Annotated in this window: 14 protein-coding genes; 5 read left to right on the top strand and 9 right to left on the bottom strand. The window is 60.3% G+C overall.

Features of this window, described 5'->3' with window-relative positions; genetic code table 11:
* Window positions 1–86: 86 nt before the first annotated feature.
* Entirely contained in the window at window positions 87–1,538 is a 1,452-nt protein-coding gene (pyk, locus tag AC54XV_RS21215; protein ID WP_003363893.1) for a pyruvate kinase, read from the bottom strand.
* A 176-nt stretch (window positions 1,539–1,714) separates the two neighbouring features.
* Between pyk and AC54XV_RS21210 the strand changes: the two genes are divergently transcribed.
* Window positions 1,715–2,110 (top strand): tetratricopeptide repeat protein, encoded by a 396-nt coding sequence (locus tag AC54XV_RS21210; RefSeq protein WP_058398643.1) that lies wholly within the window; start codon window positions 1,715–1,717, stop codon window positions 2,108–2,110.
* 203 nt (window positions 2,111–2,313) lie between these two features.
* Window positions 2,314–2,673, top strand: a complete 360-nt coding sequence (locus tag AC54XV_RS21205) for a PilZ domain-containing protein (protein WP_024659508.1) — start codon at window positions 2,314–2,316, stop codon at window positions 2,671–2,673.
* Between the two features lie 28 nt (window positions 2,674–2,701).
* Here AC54XV_RS21205 and AC54XV_RS21200 read toward each other — a convergent pair whose 3' ends face one another.
* Genes AC54XV_RS21200 through AC54XV_RS21175 form a run of 6 tightly spaced genes read right to left on the bottom strand, consistent with a single transcriptional unit; the run spans window position 2,702 to window position 9,568 of the window.
* Window positions 2,702–4,045 (bottom strand): DUF58 domain-containing protein, encoded by a 1,344-nt coding sequence (locus AC54XV_RS21200; RefSeq protein ID WP_024651814.1) that lies wholly within the window; start codon window positions 4,043–4,045, stop codon window positions 2,702–2,704.
* On the bottom strand, window positions 4,042–5,079 hold the full coding sequence (locus AC54XV_RS21195) for an AAA family ATPase (RefSeq protein WP_096104505.1): 1,038 nt from the start codon (window positions 5,077–5,079) through the stop codon (window positions 4,042–4,044). The genes AC54XV_RS21200 and AC54XV_RS21195 overlap by 4 nt, the downstream gene beginning before the upstream one ends.
* The gene (locus AC54XV_RS21190) at window positions 5,076–6,293 is read right to left on the bottom strand and encodes a DUF4350 domain-containing protein (protein WP_058398645.1); all 1,218 of its coding nucleotides are present in this window, start codon (window positions 6,291–6,293) and stop codon (window positions 5,076–5,078) included. Before AC54XV_RS21190 ends, AC54XV_RS21195 begins: the two co-directional genes overlap by 4 nt.
* On the bottom strand, window positions 6,290–7,879 hold the full coding sequence (locus AC54XV_RS21185) for a DUF4129 domain-containing protein (RefSeq protein WP_058398646.1): 1,590 nt from the start codon (window positions 7,877–7,879) through the stop codon (window positions 6,290–6,292). Before AC54XV_RS21185 ends, AC54XV_RS21190 begins: the two co-directional genes overlap by 4 nt.
* Window positions 7,866–8,846: a stage II sporulation protein M gene (locus AC54XV_RS21180; protein WP_003406336.1), complete on the bottom strand. Its 981-nt coding sequence runs from the start codon at window positions 8,844–8,846 to the stop codon at window positions 7,866–7,868. Before AC54XV_RS21180 ends, AC54XV_RS21185 begins: the two co-directional genes overlap by 14 nt.
* On the bottom strand, window positions 8,843–9,568 hold the full coding sequence (locus AC54XV_RS21175; RefSeq protein WP_024639161.1) for an RDD family protein: 726 nt from the start codon (window positions 9,566–9,568) through the stop codon (window positions 8,843–8,845). Before AC54XV_RS21175 ends, AC54XV_RS21180 begins: the two co-directional genes overlap by 4 nt.
* Window positions 9,569–9,747: 179 nt before the next feature.
* Here AC54XV_RS21175 and sbcB point away from each other — a divergent pair, with 179 nt between their 5' ends.
* Window positions 9,748–11,178 carry an exodeoxyribonuclease I gene (sbcB, locus tag AC54XV_RS21170; RefSeq protein ID WP_058398647.1) on the top strand — a complete coding sequence of 477 codons (1,431 nt, stop codon included), beginning with the start codon at window positions 9,748–9,750 and terminating at the stop codon, window positions 11,176–11,178.
* A 73-nt stretch (window positions 11,179–11,251) separates the two neighbouring features.
* On the opposite strand, the gene mvaT is transcribed toward sbcB, so the two are convergent.
* Window positions 11,252–11,632, bottom strand: a complete 381-nt coding sequence (mvaT, locus tag AC54XV_RS21165) for a histone-like nucleoid-structuring protein MvaT (RefSeq protein WP_002554971.1) — start codon at window positions 11,630–11,632, stop codon at window positions 11,252–11,254.
* A 358-nt stretch (window positions 11,633–11,990) separates the two neighbouring features.
* Here mvaT and purU point away from each other — a divergent pair, with 358 nt between their 5' ends.
* Complete coding sequence (gene purU, locus AC54XV_RS21160) at window positions 11,991–12,842, top strand: formyltetrahydrofolate deformylase (protein ID WP_496717212.1); 852 nt, start codon at window positions 11,991–11,993, stop codon at window positions 12,840–12,842.
* Window positions 12,843–12,919: 77 nt separating this feature from the next.
* Entirely contained in the window at window positions 12,920–13,120 is a 201-nt protein-coding gene (locus AC54XV_RS21155; RefSeq protein ID WP_011268790.1) for a hypothetical protein, read from the top strand.
* A gap of 222 nt (window positions 13,121–13,342) precedes the next feature.
* Here AC54XV_RS21155 and AC54XV_RS21150 read toward each other — a convergent pair whose 3' ends face one another.
* Complete coding sequence (locus AC54XV_RS21150; protein ID WP_003363847.1) at window positions 13,343–14,815, bottom strand: inorganic phosphate transporter; 1,473 nt, start codon at window positions 14,813–14,815, stop codon at window positions 13,343–13,345.
* Between the last annotated feature and the right edge of the window lie 185 nt (window positions 14,816–15,000).

Below are 15,000 nucleotides of genomic sequence, written 5' to 3'. Positions count from 1 at the left end.
TTCGACACGATAATCACAAAAGGCTGACCCAACGCAAAAGGCCCCGACTCTTGCGAGACGGGGCCTTGGCTTGCAGTGTGCTGCGATCAGACCAACGGGTCGCCGACGTGCAGAATCTTCATGCCGTTGGTGCCGCCGATGGTGTGGTAGCTGTCGCCCTTGGTGAGGATGACCCAGTCACCTTGCTCGACCAGACCACGCTTGAGCAGTTCGTCGACTGCGGCCTGGCTGACCTGACCTGGCGGCAGCGCTGCCGGGTCGAATGGCACGGTGTAGACGCCACGGAACATCGCAGCACGCGCCTGAGTACCACGGTGCGGAGAGAACGCGTAGATCGGCACCGAGGAGCGGATGCGCGACATGATCAGCGGGGTGTAGCCGCTTTCGGTCAGTGCGATGATCGCCTTCACGCCCGGGAAGTGGTTGGCGGTGTACATGGCCGCCAGCGCGATGCTTTCATCGCAACGGGTGAAGGAGTGACCGATACGGTGGCTGGAAGTCTTGCCGGTCGGGTGCTTTTCAGCACCGATGCAGATACGGGCCATGGCCTGAACCGCTTCGATCGGGTAGGAGCCTGCAGCACTTTCGGCCGACAGCATCACGGCGTCGGTGTAATCGAGCACGGCGTTGGCCACGTCGGACACTTCGGCACGCGTCGGCATCGGGCTGGAGATCATCGACTCCATCATCTGCGTGGCGACGATCACCGCCTTGTTGTGGCGACGGGCGTGCAGGATGATGCGTTTCTGTACGCCGACCAGTTCGGCATCACCGATTTCAACGCCCAGGTCACCACGAGCGACCATGACCGCATCACTGGCGCGGATCAGTTCATCCAGCACTTCGTCGTTGGCAACGGCTTCGGCGCGTTCGATCTTGGCCACCAGCCAGGCCGTACCACCGGATTCGTCGCGCAGCTGGCGAGCATATTCCATGTCAGCGGCGTCGCGCGGGAAGGAAACGGCCAGGTAGTCCAGGTCCATCTCGGCAGCGAGCTTGATGTCCTGCTTGTCTTTTTCGGTCAGTGCCGGCGCCGTCAGGCCACCACCACGACGGTTGATGCCTTTGTGGTCGGACAGCGGACCACCGATCAGCACGGTGCAGTGCAGTTCGTCAGCGGTCTGGGTGTCGACGCGCATGACCACGCGACCATCGTCGAGCAGCAACTCGTCGCCTACGCCGCAATCCTTGACCAGATCCGGGTAATCGATACCCACGATCTGCTGGTTGCCACTGGTCAGCGGATGAGCAGTGGAGAAGGTGAACTTGTCACCGACCTTCAGCTCTATTCGCTTGTCGGTGAACTTTGCGATACGGATCTTCGGACCCTGCAGGTCGCCCAGCAGAGCGACGAAGCGCCCGTGTCTGGCGGCGATTTCGCGGATCAGCCTGGCGCGAGCCTTGTGCTCGTCCGGAGTACCGTGAGAGAAGTTCAGACGAGCAACGTCCAGACCCGAAAGGATCAGTTGTTCGATGACTTCCGGCGAGTTGCTGGCAGGGCCAAGTGTGGCGACGATTTTGGTGCGGCGAACGGTCATGCACAAACTCCTTAATTGAAGCGCAGCGAGAGGCTACTCCTGTCTGGGTCTTTAGTCATTGTTCCTTTGCACTACCGTGTCAGGGTCAGGGAGGGCAATCGGCTGACAACCGGCGCTCTATTGGCCTGAAGAAACAGGCCGTGACGCCGATACAGGGCAGAGAACAGGAGAGTCCCATGCGTATTGTAACGATTGTTGTATTACTGACTGTGCTCAGCGGTTGCACCCGCTGGGCGATGAATTCCAACCTCGATCACGCCTACCGTGCCTATCAGGAAGGTGACTGTGATCGGGTGATGCTCGATCTCTCCAAGGTCGAACGCCAGAGCCGCTCGCGCCGTTATGTCCAGCCGGAAGTGTCGATGTTGCGCGGCCAGTGCCTGGAGCGACAGAAATTGTATGTCGATGCGGCACAGACCTATCAATTCCTGATGGCGCAGTATCCGGAAAGTGAATACGCCTTCCGCGCACGCGCCAGACTCGACACGCTGGCACAAACAGGCCTTTACCCCAGGGCTCAACCTGCCAGACCCATACCTGTACCTGTTCGAAACGCTCCCGTATCGAAATAATTACCCTCGTTTGAATGGAAGGTGCTGTGTTCGGGTGGATTTCGACTAATTGTGAGCTAGTCTGAGGTCATTAAGCGGACGAGCTGCAGGGCTCCGGGTCGAGACTGTTTCCTGGATAGCCTCTGTCGTGCAGCGTATTCGACATCCGCAACGAACACACAGTGTTGCGTGGTCGCAGCACCGGTCCCGGAAGGCAGCCTGCCATGTATAAAGAGCGGAAAATCGAACGCCATCAACTGCAGGATTATCTGCAGGTTTTCAATCGTCATACCGGCAAGCTGGTGGGGTGTCTGGGGAATGTCTCCGGTGAGGGGCTGATGCTTATCAGCAGCCTGCCGATCCTGGTGGGGGCGAGGTTCGATCTGTGCCTGAAACTGCCGAATGGCAATATCGGACAGCCCATCGATGTGAGCGCCAAGTGCCTCTGGTGTCACGAAGACGAGACACCTGGCAGTTATGACTCCGGTTTTGAATTGTGTCAGGTTTCTGCAGAGTATCTGGGGTTCGTGCAGCTGTTGCGACAGTACTTCTGCTTTTACCCCTCCTACGAAGCCTCTGCCTGAGGCTGCTGCCTGAAGGGCAGGGCGTCGTTCATAACGTCCCTGCCTTTTTCCAGCTCATGTAACGGTTGACCAACTGTGGTCCCAGTTCTCCTGGCCGCGCATCCATGATCACGATGCCTTGCGCACTCAAGCGATCATGCAGCGAAGCCCGGGCGTTGAGAAAGTCGATCGTTCCGCAATAACTCAGCGCTTCATCGTACGTGTGCACCGGTGAGTGGCGCAGGCCGTCGAGTACTTCCTCTCGCAGGCTGGCAATCAGTACCCGATGCTGTTTACCGAGCTGCCTGGCGGCGGCCAGCAGCTCCTCATCGTCTTCATCGCGCAAGTTGGTCATCAACACCACCAGTGAGCGTCTTTTATGACGAACCATCAGTTGGCGCACGGCGGCGCTGTAGTCAGCGGGGCGCCGGGTGGTCTGCAGGTCATAGACCGAATTGAGCACCCGATTCAGCTGTCCAGGCCCCTTCACCGGCGCCAGATAACGATCCTGCTCGCCGGCAAAGGTCGCAATACCGACAGAATCACCCTGACGCAGCGCGACATAGCTCAACAGCAGGCAAGCGTTGAGGGCGTGATCGAAGTGAGACAGGTCGCCGTCCTGACTGCGCATCCGACGTCCGCAATCGAGCATGAAAACGATCTGCTGATCCCGCTCGTCCTGGTATTCCCGTGCGATGGGCGCTCGCTGGCGGGCGGTGGCTTTCCAGTCGATCTGGCGCAGGCTGTCGCCCTCGCGAAACTCACGCAACTGGTTGAATTCCATGCCCAGCCCGCGACGTTGCAACTGGCGCACGCCCAGTTGGCTCAGCCAGTTATCCACCGCCATCAATTGACCGCCGCAGAGGCGGGCGAAATCCGGATAGACCCGCGTGGTGCCGGGCACTGCCAGGTAGCGTCGTGCCGTCCACAGGCGCAAAGGCCCCGGCAGGCTGATTTCGCAACGCTCAAAGGTGAAATGCCCCCGGCTTGACGGGCGCAGACGATAGCCAATGCTGCCTTTACCGCGTGCGGCCAGGGTGAGTGACTGCGGCAGGTTTTCGTGTTCCAGCCCGTGCGGCACATGATCGAATATCCGCACGGTCACGGGGCTGCCACCGTCGTGCTGCACATCAAGTCGGGCTTCGTTCCAGCGATCCAGCGTCAGACTGCCCGCCAGCTCACGCTGCACACGTGGCGAGGGGCTTCTGAGCAGCCAGATTGCATCAAGCACGCTCACGACGACGAGGGTCAGCAATGCCCCCCAGTAAAGGTCGTCGATTTTTGCCGGATACTCGACGCCCAGCGCATGAAGCGTGCCGAGCAGCACGGCCACACCCATCAGCCCGCCGAGCCAGCGCAGCAGCGTGACCGACGGCTTGAGGACCTGTTTCACAGGCGCGGTGCCGAGACCTGGTCGAGGATCTGCCTGAGCACCTGATCCACCGACAGCCCTTCGATGTCCAGCTCAGGTGACAACCTGACCCGGTGTCGCAGCACCGCCAGTGCGCAGCCCTTGATGTCGTCCGGGGTCACGAACTCGCCGCCACGCAACACAGCTCGGGCCCGCCCGCCACGCACCAGCGCAATCGAAGCGCGCGGGCCTGCGCCCTGACTCAGACCCGGCCAGGTGCGCGTGCTGCGTGCCAGCCGCACGGCGTAGTCCAGCACTTGCTCATCGATGGGCAGCTCGCTGGCAATGCGTTGCAGCGCCTGAACCTCGCGGGCCTGCATGATGACCCTGAGCGGTCGCACATCCAGCATGTCAGCCCGGGACGAGCGGGTGACCTGACGCACCATGTTCAGCTCTTCCTGCGCTTCGGGATAATCCATGCGCAGTTTGAGCATGAAACGGTCCAGTTCAGCTTCCGGCAATGGATAGGTGCCCTCCTGTTCGATGGGGTTCTGGGTCGCCAGCACCATGAACGGCTGCGGGATCGGCAGGGCGCGCCCTTCAAGGGTGACTTGCCGCTCCTGCATCGCTTCGAGCAATGCCGCCTGGGTCTTGGCCGGTGCCCTGTTGATTTCGTCGGCCAGCAGCAGGTTGGTGAACAGCGGCCCCTTGCGCAGCTTGAACTGCTCGGTCTGCAGGTCGTACACCGCATGACCGGTCACATCGCTGGGCATCAGGTCCGGCGTAAACTGGATGCGGGCGAATTCGCAGCCGATGCAACTGGCCAGCGCCCGAACCAGCAGCGTCTTGCCAAGCCCCGGAACACCTTCCAGCAACACATGTCCGCCACCGATCAGCGCGGTCAGCACGTCGTCGATAACCGCATTTTGTCCGATCACGGCCTTTTGCAGCTCATTGCGCAACGCCTGAGCCAACTGGCTGGCGCGCTGACGCTGCTGCAACTGGGTGGTGGATTCGGCTGCGGGCTCGGCAAGTGGCTCGGTGCTGCCTGATGGGGCGGGTGTTTGATCACTCATAGGGCATTCCTGATTGTTTGCAGGTGGGCTACCTGGCGGGTGAATTCGCTGTGGGACAGGCGTTGCGGCGGGCGAGGGCGCAGCGCGTCGCTGATGGCGCTGGTGGGCTGACGGGTCAGGCGAGCAAGCACTTGCCATTGTTCGGCAATGACCAGCCGCTCGAAACCGGGATGCAGTTGGCGGGCGCGACGCAGGATGTCCTGTTGCAGGCGTTTGATCAGCGTCTGCTGCCCGGCATGTTTGCGCAGGAACTCGGCACTGGCGCGCAGGTGCTCTGTCAGTTGGCGGCGTGCGAGTGGCGCGGGTCGACGCAGCGGGCCCTCGCGCAGGCCGATGTGCCACAGACCCAGAGCAATCAGCAGTGCCAGCGTCAGCAGCGCCTGCGGATAGTTGCGCAGCAACAGGCTCAGCAGGTTGTCGTGTTCGGTTTGCAGCACCAGGGTCACTTCGCTGCCCTGCGTCAGATACCAGAGCAGCCAGGCATTGTCATAGTGGCCGATCGAGCGGGTTTTCCACAGGTTGGCGTCCGTGACAACCGTGATCAGCCCATTGCCCCGGCTTATCTGCAGCAGGTGCGTGGCATCGGCGCTGTTCGCCCAGGATTGAGCGTGATCTTCCGGGTCTTCGAGGTGAAACGCCGGATCGAAACTCATGTAGGCCGGGGCGCTCTCGTTTTCCAGGTACAGGCGGGTCAGCTCTGGCCAGGGCATTTTCTTGTGTTTGGGTGCGGGCGTCATCAGCGGGATGGGCAGTGGCGGCTGAGCGTCGGTCAGTTGCTGTTCCTTGGCATTGATGTCTTTGGTGAGGTACTGGTGAATCTGCAGACTGTCCAGCAGCAAGTCACCGCTGCGGCCTTTTTGTTCGTCCCAGAGTTGTTCGGCGACGAACAGCAGGTGCCCGCCTGCCTCGGCCCAGTTCAGCAGCTTTTGGGTTTGCGCCGGGGTCATGTCTTCCCGGTCATCGAGCAGCAGCAGGGTCTGGGTGCTCTGACTCGGGTCGGGAAGCTGGGCCAGCGTATCGGTGATATTCACCGTGAGGGAGCGGCCACGCAGAAAGTGTTCGGCCGCCAGCCAGGGATTGGCTTTCGCCTCTGGCGAGGGGCCCTGATCGACCGTTTTTTCGTAGCGCTCAAGCTGAGTGCTCAGAAACAGCGCGCCGCCTGCCAGTAATGACAGGACCAGCAGCCCGATCAGCAGCCCGGTGCGGCGGGTCATGGCTGCGCTGCCTGGTTGAACAGGCGACGCCAGCCATCGCAGAGTTCCTGCCGGGCGTGGGCCGGTGGCAGGCGATGCCCGTAGGCGAGGTTTTGCCAGTGTGCGGTCAGCGTGCGGCTGAACTCACTCAGCAGCGGCTGGTTGAGCGCGGCGATGCGTTCGAGTACCTGACTTTCGGTATCGGCATTTTTCAATGGCAATCGATAGTCGCTCAGCAAGCGGCTGAGCAGGGCGCGGTATAGCAGACCCAGCGCTTCACGAGGCTGGTTGTTCCAGAGCTGCTCGGCCCGGCCGGCAACATCGTCGGGCAGGCTTTCGGCATTCACTTGCAGACCAAAGAGCTGCTCGGGTGCCGGGCGGGTGGTGTTTGCCTTGCCGGCCTTCCGGCTAACGAAGGTCCTGAACCAGTCCTGGTAACGAAAGATCACCAGCCCTACAAGCCCGATGACCACGCCCCACAGCAGTACTTCAATCAGGCTGGCCAAGGCGCTCGCTGCGCGCAGAAACCGATTGAGCCAGGTCATCAGCCAGCTCTGATCGCGCGCGTCCCGGGCTGCAGACGGGCCTTTCTGTTTTTCAGGAAAGCGCCAGCCAGTTTCGGTCCTGGGATTGCGGAAGGGTGGCTGTTGCAGAACGCTCTGGATCTCGCTGCGCGCCGCTTCGCTGGTCAGGGACTGGCGGGTCAGGCGCGGCGTATCGGGTGCCGCCACGGACGGAGCGGATTGCGCAGGGGCGGATTCCGGCAGCGGGCAGCTGTAGCTTTGCTGATCGGCCCAGACCGGTGCGGGTGCTGCGGAAAGTACCAGCCCGACGCCCATCAATACGGCATAGGCCGTACCGATCAGGCGCTGACGCAGGCGTCGGAAGATCAGTTCTATGTCCCAGGCTTCAAGAACCGTGCGGCGATTCAAATACAGCGTGAAGCCGCAGGCGACATATACAGGTTCCCAAAGTATCAGCGCCAAGGCATAGAAGAGGTTGGTCAGGTGGTCGATCCACAGCCATTGGTTTTCGACGTCGAGCAGATTCATCCAGTGCCAGTCGATCTGGATCTGCTGCGGTATCAGGGCGTAGAGCAGGACCAGCAGGCCTATCCACAGTGCGTATTCCAGGTGTGCGCCAACGATGGTGAGCAGCTGTGCGGCACGCAGGTCTTTCTGGCTGAGCAGGCCGATGCGCAGGGCGCGTTCGGTACCGGCCAGATGCTCCAGTTGCTGCACCGGCAGTTGGAAACTGCGACTCAGGGAAAGACGTCGCCACAACAGGCTGGGCAGCAGTTGCGCCTTCAGGGTCGCCGGCCAGGCCTTGAGGGCCTGGCGCAGTGTCGGCGTGGCACCGAACAGTGACTGCGAAAGGATCAGCAGCGGCAACCGATCAAACGCAGGTTTGAGCCACCAGAACAGCAGAATGGCAGCTGTTGGGTAATCCCAGAGCAACGCACTGAGGACGCAGAAAAAGGGCAGGGTGACGATTGCCCAACTGCTCATCAGCACGCCGCGGTGCCGCCCGGCGAGCAGCACGCCCAGGTCGATGGCCTCCCAGGGCGAGCGAGGGCGTATGGCAACAGTCGACTCAGTCAGGCGCATGGGGTGTACGTCCTGCCAGAGTCAGATACGCGGCCACCAGCGACCACAGGGCGGCACCTGTCAGGTACTTGAGAAGCGGCCCGGGCCAGGTCATCGATGACCAGTACGCCTCGATGAAGGCTGCGATCAGCAGAAACAGGATCACCCCGCCGACCAGTTGCATGCTGGCCCGCGCGGCGATGCGCAGGGCGGCGCTGCGCGTCAGCCGTCCGGGGGCCAGCAAGGCCCAGCCCAGCTTGAGGCCCGCCGCCCCGGCGAGAGCGATGGCCGTCAGCTCGAACGCGCCGTGACCGATGACGAAGGGCCAGAAGGTCTGTCCGTAACCGATGTCTGTCAGGTGCCCGGCGATTGCGCCGGTCATCAAGCCGTTGAAGAGCAGAAAAAACAGACTGCCCAGCCCGAACAGCAAGCCGCTGGCATAGGTTTGAAACGCGATGCCGATGTTGTTCATGATGTAGTAGCCGAACATCATCCAGTCCGTATCGGAACCCCGTTCGACGGGCTGACCGACCCGGCTGGCCGACGGGTCATACATACTCTGCATGTCTGCCAGTTGTTCGGGGCTGACGACGCTGTAGATCAGTTGTGGAAAACCGTACACCAGCAATGCCATGCCGATCAGGCTGCCGAACAGCAGCAGACTGGCGACCAGCACAAAGCGCCACTCGGCCCGCACGCGTCGCGGAAAGCCGCCCAGAACGAAGCTCAGCAGTCGCACCCCGGCAGTGCTGCGGTGACGGTAAAGTTGCTGATGACCGCGCATGGCCAACTGATGCAGGGGGTCGACCAGATGGCTGCTGTAGCCGCGTTCCTGTGCCAGCGCCAGATGGTGGCAGAGGCGTCGATAGTCGCCGGGAAAGGTCTCGCCGCCACGGACATCGGCCTTGCCTTGTTCAAGGGCCGTCAGGCGCTGCTCGAAGCGTTGCCACTCCTGCTGATGGCGGGTTTCAAACAGGCTCTGCTTCATGTCGGCCCCAGCAGGTTGCGGGCGATGCCGTTTACATGAGCGACCGCCGTGTCGGCGGGAATATGCAAGGGTTCGGCAAGGATGGCCGCGAGTTCCTGGGTTCGCGCGCTGGACAGTTCAGCCTGCCGTTCCGCCAGGCCGAGCACCGCCCGCTGTTCATCCAGATGCAGGGCAAAAGGCACGATGACCGGATCGGCCTGCGGCAGGGTAGGGCGCGCTACCGGCCGGTCGCTGTAAATCACCAGCGTTCCCGCTGCAAGATCGCCCAGCCGTTTGAAGAACGGGTGGTTCAGACAAGTAATCGCCCCCAGCCCGTAGCCCAGCGGGAGCATGTCGACGAAGCGCAGCAGGTTACGGATCAGCGACGAAGACCAGTCGATGGGCGTGCCGTCGTCGTGCACCACCCGCAGCCCGAGCAGGCGCTTTCCGGGTGTGCGTCCCTGGTTGAGCACTTCAAACAGCACCATGTACCACCAGTTCACCAGAAAGAACACCAGAGCGGCCAGACCCATGCCGAGCTTGTCGAGTAACTGCAGAAGCACAAAGAACAGGCCGACGAGGGCTGCGCGAATGGCGAAGTCGATGCCGAACGCCAGTGCGCGGGAAACCAGCCCGGCAGGGCGCAGAAGCATATCGATGCCTTCTGGCGTCTCGATTTCAATGCGCGTGTCCAACGGCGTGGGCAGCGCTGCATTCCTTGGCGAAGCGGGACGGGATGACATTGTCGAAGGACGCGCCTGAAAACGAAAACTGATGCTAGCTAGCGCAGCGGAGCTAAGCAACCGACCATTCAATACGCGGGCTGTAAGAAAACATTTCCCGGTGCGCCGGATACGACCCGATTAGCCAATGACACCTGTCACGCCCTACACTTCGCGGGTCTTTTGTTCAGGATCAGCCCGTGACCTCCAGCATCTTCTGGTACGACTACGAAACCACCGGTATCAACCCGCGCAATGACCGTGCGCTGCAGATGGCCGGAATTCGCACGGATACCGAGCTCAATGAAATCGCGCCGCCGGTCAATCTGCACTGCCAGCTCAGCGATGACATCCTGCCTCATCCTGCCGCCTGCATGATTACCGGAATCACTCCCGCCACGCTGGCAGAAAAAGGCTTGTGCGAGGCCGATTTCATGACGCGCGTACATGCCGAGCTGTCTGCGCCGGGTACCTGTGGCGCGGGTTACAACACCTTGCGTTTCGATGACGAAGTCACGCGCTACAGTTTTTATCGCAACTTCTTCGACCCCTATGCACGCGAATGGCAGGGGGGCAACAGTCGCTGGGATCTGATCGATGTTGTGCGGGCCGCCTATGCATTGCGCCCCGATGGCATTGTCTGGCCGGAACAGGACGGTCGGGTCACGCTGAAACTGGAGCGGCTGACGGCTGCCAACGGTATTGATCACGGACAGGCGCACGATGCCTTATCCGATGTCCGTGCAACGATTGCTCTGGCACGTTTGATTCGTGAAAAGCAGCCGAAGCTTTATGACTATCTGTTCGCCTTGCGCAGTAAGCAGAAAGTCCAGGAACAGGTTCGCCTGATGCAGCCTCTGGTGCATATTTCGGGACGCTTTTCTGCGGCGCGCAATTACCTGGGCGTGGTGCTGCCGTTGGCCTGGCACCCGCATAATCGCAACGCGCTGATCGTGTGTGATCTGCACCTGGATCATGCACCGTTGTTGCACGAGGACGCTGAAATACTCAAGCGCCGTTTATATACGCGGCACGATGCGCTGAGCGACGGCGAATTGCCCGTGCCGCTCAAACTGTTGCATATAAACCGTTGCCCGGTGATCGCCCCGCTGGGGGTGCTGCGCAGCGAAGATCAGCAGCGGCTGCAACTGGACATGGCCGGCTATCAGGCACGCGCAACGCAATTGAGTGAAAACCGCGAAGTTTGGCACGGTAAACTGGCTGCCATTTACGGCAAGGACGATTTCGCCGCAAGTGACGATCCCGAACAGCAGTTATATGACGGTTTTATCGGGGACCGTGATCGTCGACTGTGTGAGCAAGTTCGACAGGCCGAGCCAGAACAACTGGCGCGTGATGCGTGGCCGTTTGATGATGCCCGATTGCCTGAATTGTTATTCAGGTATCGCGCTCGTAACTTCCCTGACACCTTGAGTGGCGAAGAGCAAACACGCTGGCGGGATTTCTGTCAGCAGCGCTTGCGCAACCCGGAATGGGGCGCTCCCAACACCCTGCATGACTTTACGGCCGCATGGGTAGAATGCTCCCTTAGTGCCGGGCCAGAGCAGCTGGAGGTGTTACGGCAGTGGCAGGATTACGCACACAGGCTGAGTAACCGTCTGGGCGTATAAAAAATACCGGGCAATAAAAAACGCCAGCAGGCTGGCGTTTTTTCAATCGCAATGAACCGCGACCTGGTGAAGCTTAGCCCAGCAAAGTGGCCCAGCTTTCAACGTCGTCGCTGCCCCACTTGGCTTTCCACTCTTTCAGCGTCTTGTGGTTGCCGCCTTTGGTTTCGATGACTTCACCGTTGTGCGGGTTCTTGTATTGCTTGACCTTACGGGCGCGCTTGGTGCCGGCAGGTTTAACAGCGCCGCCACGAGGGGCCTTGTTTACCTTGGCATCCGGATCCAGCAGGGCAATGATGTCACGCAGCGACTTTTGGTATTCGCCCATCAGCGTGCGCAGTTTGCCTTCGAATTCCAGCTCGGTTTGCAGTTTGTCGTCTTGCGACAGGTTCTTCAAACGGGCTTGCAGTTCTTTGATGGCTTCTTCTGTAGCGCGGTATTCGTTGATCAGGGACATGAGGAGACCTTATGTTGTGAGGGTTGCAGGGATACAGTGCGGCAATAATAGTCACTGTAAATGAGCAAGTAAACATTAAATAAAAGTTTTATTTGAATTATTTAGCAATATACACACGTCCTACAGACGCCTGAACTAGGGACGCGTCACGCTTCCTTCAAAAGATCGCCGCTATAAAGCCCTTCTTATTACAGGTTTTGTTTAGCGGTGCGCACCCGGAAAACGCATACTGGCACGGTGCAATCTTTGGCCTTGGCGGTGTGCTTTTTCGGCCTCTGCATTCAGGCAACAGAGATACTGCAGTTTTGCTGCGCAGCCGCTAGAATAGCGGCTTTGCGAAGTTCTGGAGTTTCCCCCAATGCGCACTTTTCGTCTGGTGATTGCTTGCCCGGACCGTGTAGGCATCGTTGCCAAAGTCAGTAACTTTCTGGCGTCCCATAACGGCTGGATCACCGAAGCGAGTCATCACTCGGACAATCTCAGCGGCTGGTTTTTCATGCGTCACGAGATCCGTGCCGACACCCTGCCTTTTGACCTGGACGGGTTCCGTGAAGCCTTCACGCCGATTGCCGAAGAATTTTCGATGGACTGGCGCATTACCGACTCGGCGCAGAAGAAGCACGTCGTGCTCATGGCCAGTCGCGAATCACACTGTCTGGCCGACCTGCTGCACCGCTGGCACAGTGACGAACTCGACTGCGACATCGCCTGTGTGATTTCAAACCACCAGGACCTGCGCAGCATGGTCGAGTGGCATGACATCCCTTACTACCATGTTCCGGTTGACCCGAAAGACAAGGAGCCGGCATTCGCCGAGGTGTCGCGTCTGGTCGGTCATCATCAGGCCGACGTCGTGGTTCTGGCGCGCTACATGCAGATTCTGCCGCCACAGTTGTGCCGTGAATATGCCCATCAGGTCATCAATATCCACCACAGCTTCCTGCCATCGTTCGTGGGTGCCAAGCCGTACCATCAGGCCTCGTTGCGCGGCGTCAAGCTGATCGGCGCGACCTGTCACTATGTGACCGAAGAGCTCGATGCCGGTCCGATCATCGAGCAGGACGTCGTGCGCGTCAGCCACCGTGACAGCATCGAAAACATGGTGCGTTTCGGCCGCGACGTGGAGAAGATGGTGTTGGCCCGCGGCTTGCGCGCTCATCTGGAAGACCGTGTGCTGGTTCACGACAACAAGACAGTCGTCTTCGGCTGATCTATCTTTTCGGGAGCGCGTCTGTCGCGCTTCCGACTCAGCTGTCGGCAATGGTGTAACGCGCAAGGTGACAGCCAATGACCGATCCTCTCGACAAAGCCACTTCCACCGCTCCGGCAACGCTTGGCGAGGGCTGCCTGAGCCGCTATGACCCTGCGGAACTGACTGCGGAAAATGGCACTGAGTTCGACGGTGCCGCAGCACTGTGGCGCGAGCTGCAGCAAGCGCAAGCGCCTGGTGAAGGGCTTGAGGAGGAGGGGGAGCAAGAGGATAAGTGAGTCAAACCCTTGAGCGGTGCAAGGCATGCACCGCCCGAAGGGTTTTAGGCTCTTTACGAAAAGTGGCTGCGCTCGGTGATGCTTCGTTAAAAACAGGCTCGGATGCGAGTCCAATCGGAATGCTCATTTACAACACGTAGAGTCGATCGCGACCCCGGCCGTTCCTCGCCTGTTTTTGCCTCGCCTGACCTTCGCTCGCCGACTTTTCGTACAGAGCCTAGATCAGGCCAGGGCCTTGGAAGCCAGCCAGAACAGCGCTGCGGACAAGGCGACCGTTGCCGGCAGGGTCAGCACCCAGGCCAGCAGGATGGTGCGCACGGTTCCGCCCTGAAGGCCGCTCTTGTTGGCGACCATGGTGCCGGCCACACCCGACGACAGAATGTGCGTGGTGGACACCGGAAGGCTGAACACGTTGGCCAGACCGATTGCGCAGGCGGTAGTGATTTGCGCGGACATGCCTTGTGCGTAAGTCATGCCCTGCTTGCCGATCTTCTCGCCGATCGTCAGGACTACACGCTTCCAGCCGACCATGGTGCCGATACCCAGCGCCAGTGCGACCGCCAGAATCACCCAGAACGGTGCGTACTCGGTGGTGGTGGTCAGGTCCTTGCGAAGCTTCTCCAGGTCGGATTTTTCACGCGCTGACAGGTCTGGAAGTTTGCCGACCTTGCGGGCGGTGTCGTCCAGGCACAACAGATAGCGACGCACTTCGATGCGGCTTTCAGGGGCCAGCGCGTGGTAGTCGGACACGCCCTTCAGGCGGTCGAGCAGCGCGTCGATGGTAGGTTCGGTCTGCTTCGGATTACACGCGGAGCTGGACGGCAGGTCGCCTTTTTCGGCTTTGCCCATGGCCAGGTATTCGCCCAGCGTGCTGCTGTTGCGCTGATAGAACTGGCTCAGGTGCTGGGTCGCATCGCGGGTACGTTCGATCTGATAGGTCGTGCTGGTCAGGTCAAGTACGAACTGGCTGGGCACGATGCCGATCAGTACCAGCATGATCAGGCCAATGCCTTTCTGGCCGTCATTCGAACCGTGTACGAAGCTGACCGCCATGGCGGAAATGACCAGTACCAGTCGGTTCCAGAACGGAGGGTGCTTCTTGTCATCCAGCTTGCGGCGCTGGTCGGGGGTCTTGTGCATCTTCGACAGTGGACGCCACCATTTCAGGGCAACCAGCACCAGACCCGCAACGATAAAGCCGGCCAGCGGCGAGAACACCAGCGAAGCGCCGATATCGATCGCTTTCTGCCAGTTCACGCCATCGGCCAACGGGATATCGTTGAGCAGGGCATTGGCCAGACCCACACCGAGTATCGAGCCGATCAGCGTGTGCGAACTGGAGGCCGGAATACCGAAGTACCAAGTCCCGAGGTTCCAGGTAATGGCCGCCGCCAGCAGCGAGAACACCATGGCCAGGCCGTGTCCGGTGTTGACGTTGATGAGCAGTTCGACCGGCAGCAGATGCACGATGGCATAGGCAACGCCCACGCCGCCCAGCAACACGCCGAGAAAGTTGAATACACCGGAGAAGAACACGGCCAGATGAGGCGGCATTGCTTTGGTGTAAATGACTGTCGCCACCGCGTTGGCGGTGTCATGAAAGCCGTTGATGAACTCGAAGGTGAGGACGAAAGCCAGGGCGAGCAACAGGCTCACAAGCACCCAGGCATCAAGCCCGCTGAATAAATCGATCATGTAGGTTTTCTGACCGGGTCTGAAGGGGGCGCGATTATGACAGAAAAAATACCGAACGACTTGTCGTCACCGCGAGGTGTCGCCTCAAACCAAAAAAAAGACGCATGAGCGCCGCCCCGTTGAATGCTCAATGAGGCCGTGAGGCGTGTAATTCCGGGTGCTGGAAGTCGAAGACGTAATCGGGC

The organism is Pseudomonas fragariae (ex Marin et al. 2024) (assembly GCF_059621105.1).
This window is presented reverse-complemented; position numbering and strand designations above follow the sequence as displayed.

Bases quoted from the DNA above. Each gene is read 5' to 3' on its own strand.
- pyk (WP_003363893.1), bottom strand. From the start codon at position 1,538: ATGACCGTTCGCCGCACCAAAATCGTCGCCACACTTGGCCCTGCCAGC.
- AC54XV_RS21210 (WP_058398643.1), top strand. From the start codon at position 1,715: ATGCGTATTGTAACGATTGTTGTATTACTGACTGTGCTCAGCGGTTGC.
- AC54XV_RS21205 (WP_024659508.1), top strand. From the start codon at position 2,314: ATGTATAAAGAGCGGAAAATCGAACGCCATCAACTGCAGGATTATCTG.
- AC54XV_RS21195 (WP_096104505.1), bottom strand. From the start codon at position 5,079: ATGAGTGATCAAACACCCGCCCCATCAGGCAGCACCGAGCCACTTGCC.
- AC54XV_RS21190 (WP_058398645.1), bottom strand. From the start codon at position 6,293: ATGACCCGCCGCACCGGGCTGCTGATCGGGCTGCTGGTCCTGTCATTA.
- AC54XV_RS21185 (WP_058398646.1), bottom strand. From the start codon at position 7,879: ATGCGCCTGACTGAGTCGACTGTTGCCATACGCCCTCGCTCGCCCTGG.
- AC54XV_RS21180 (WP_003406336.1), bottom strand. From the start codon at position 8,846: ATGAAGCAGAGCCTGTTTGAAACCCGCCATCAGCAGGAGTGGCAACGC.
- AC54XV_RS21175 (WP_024639161.1), bottom strand. From the start codon at position 9,568: ATGTCATCCCGTCCCGCTTCGCCAAGGAATGCAGCGCTGCCCACGCCG.
- mvaT (WP_002554971.1), bottom strand. From the start codon at position 11,632: ATGTCCCTGATCAACGAATACCGCGCTACAGAAGAAGCCATCAAAGAA.
- purU (WP_496717212.1), top strand. From the start codon at position 11,991: ATGCGCACTTTTCGTCTGGTGATTGCTTGCCCGGACCGTGTAGGCATC.
- AC54XV_RS21155 (WP_011268790.1), top strand. From the start codon at position 12,920: ATGACCGATCCTCTCGACAAAGCCACTTCCACCGCTCCGGCAACGCTT.
- AC54XV_RS21150 (WP_003363847.1), bottom strand. From the start codon at position 14,815: ATGATCGATTTATTCAGCGGGCTTGATGCCTGGGTGCTTGTGAGCCTG.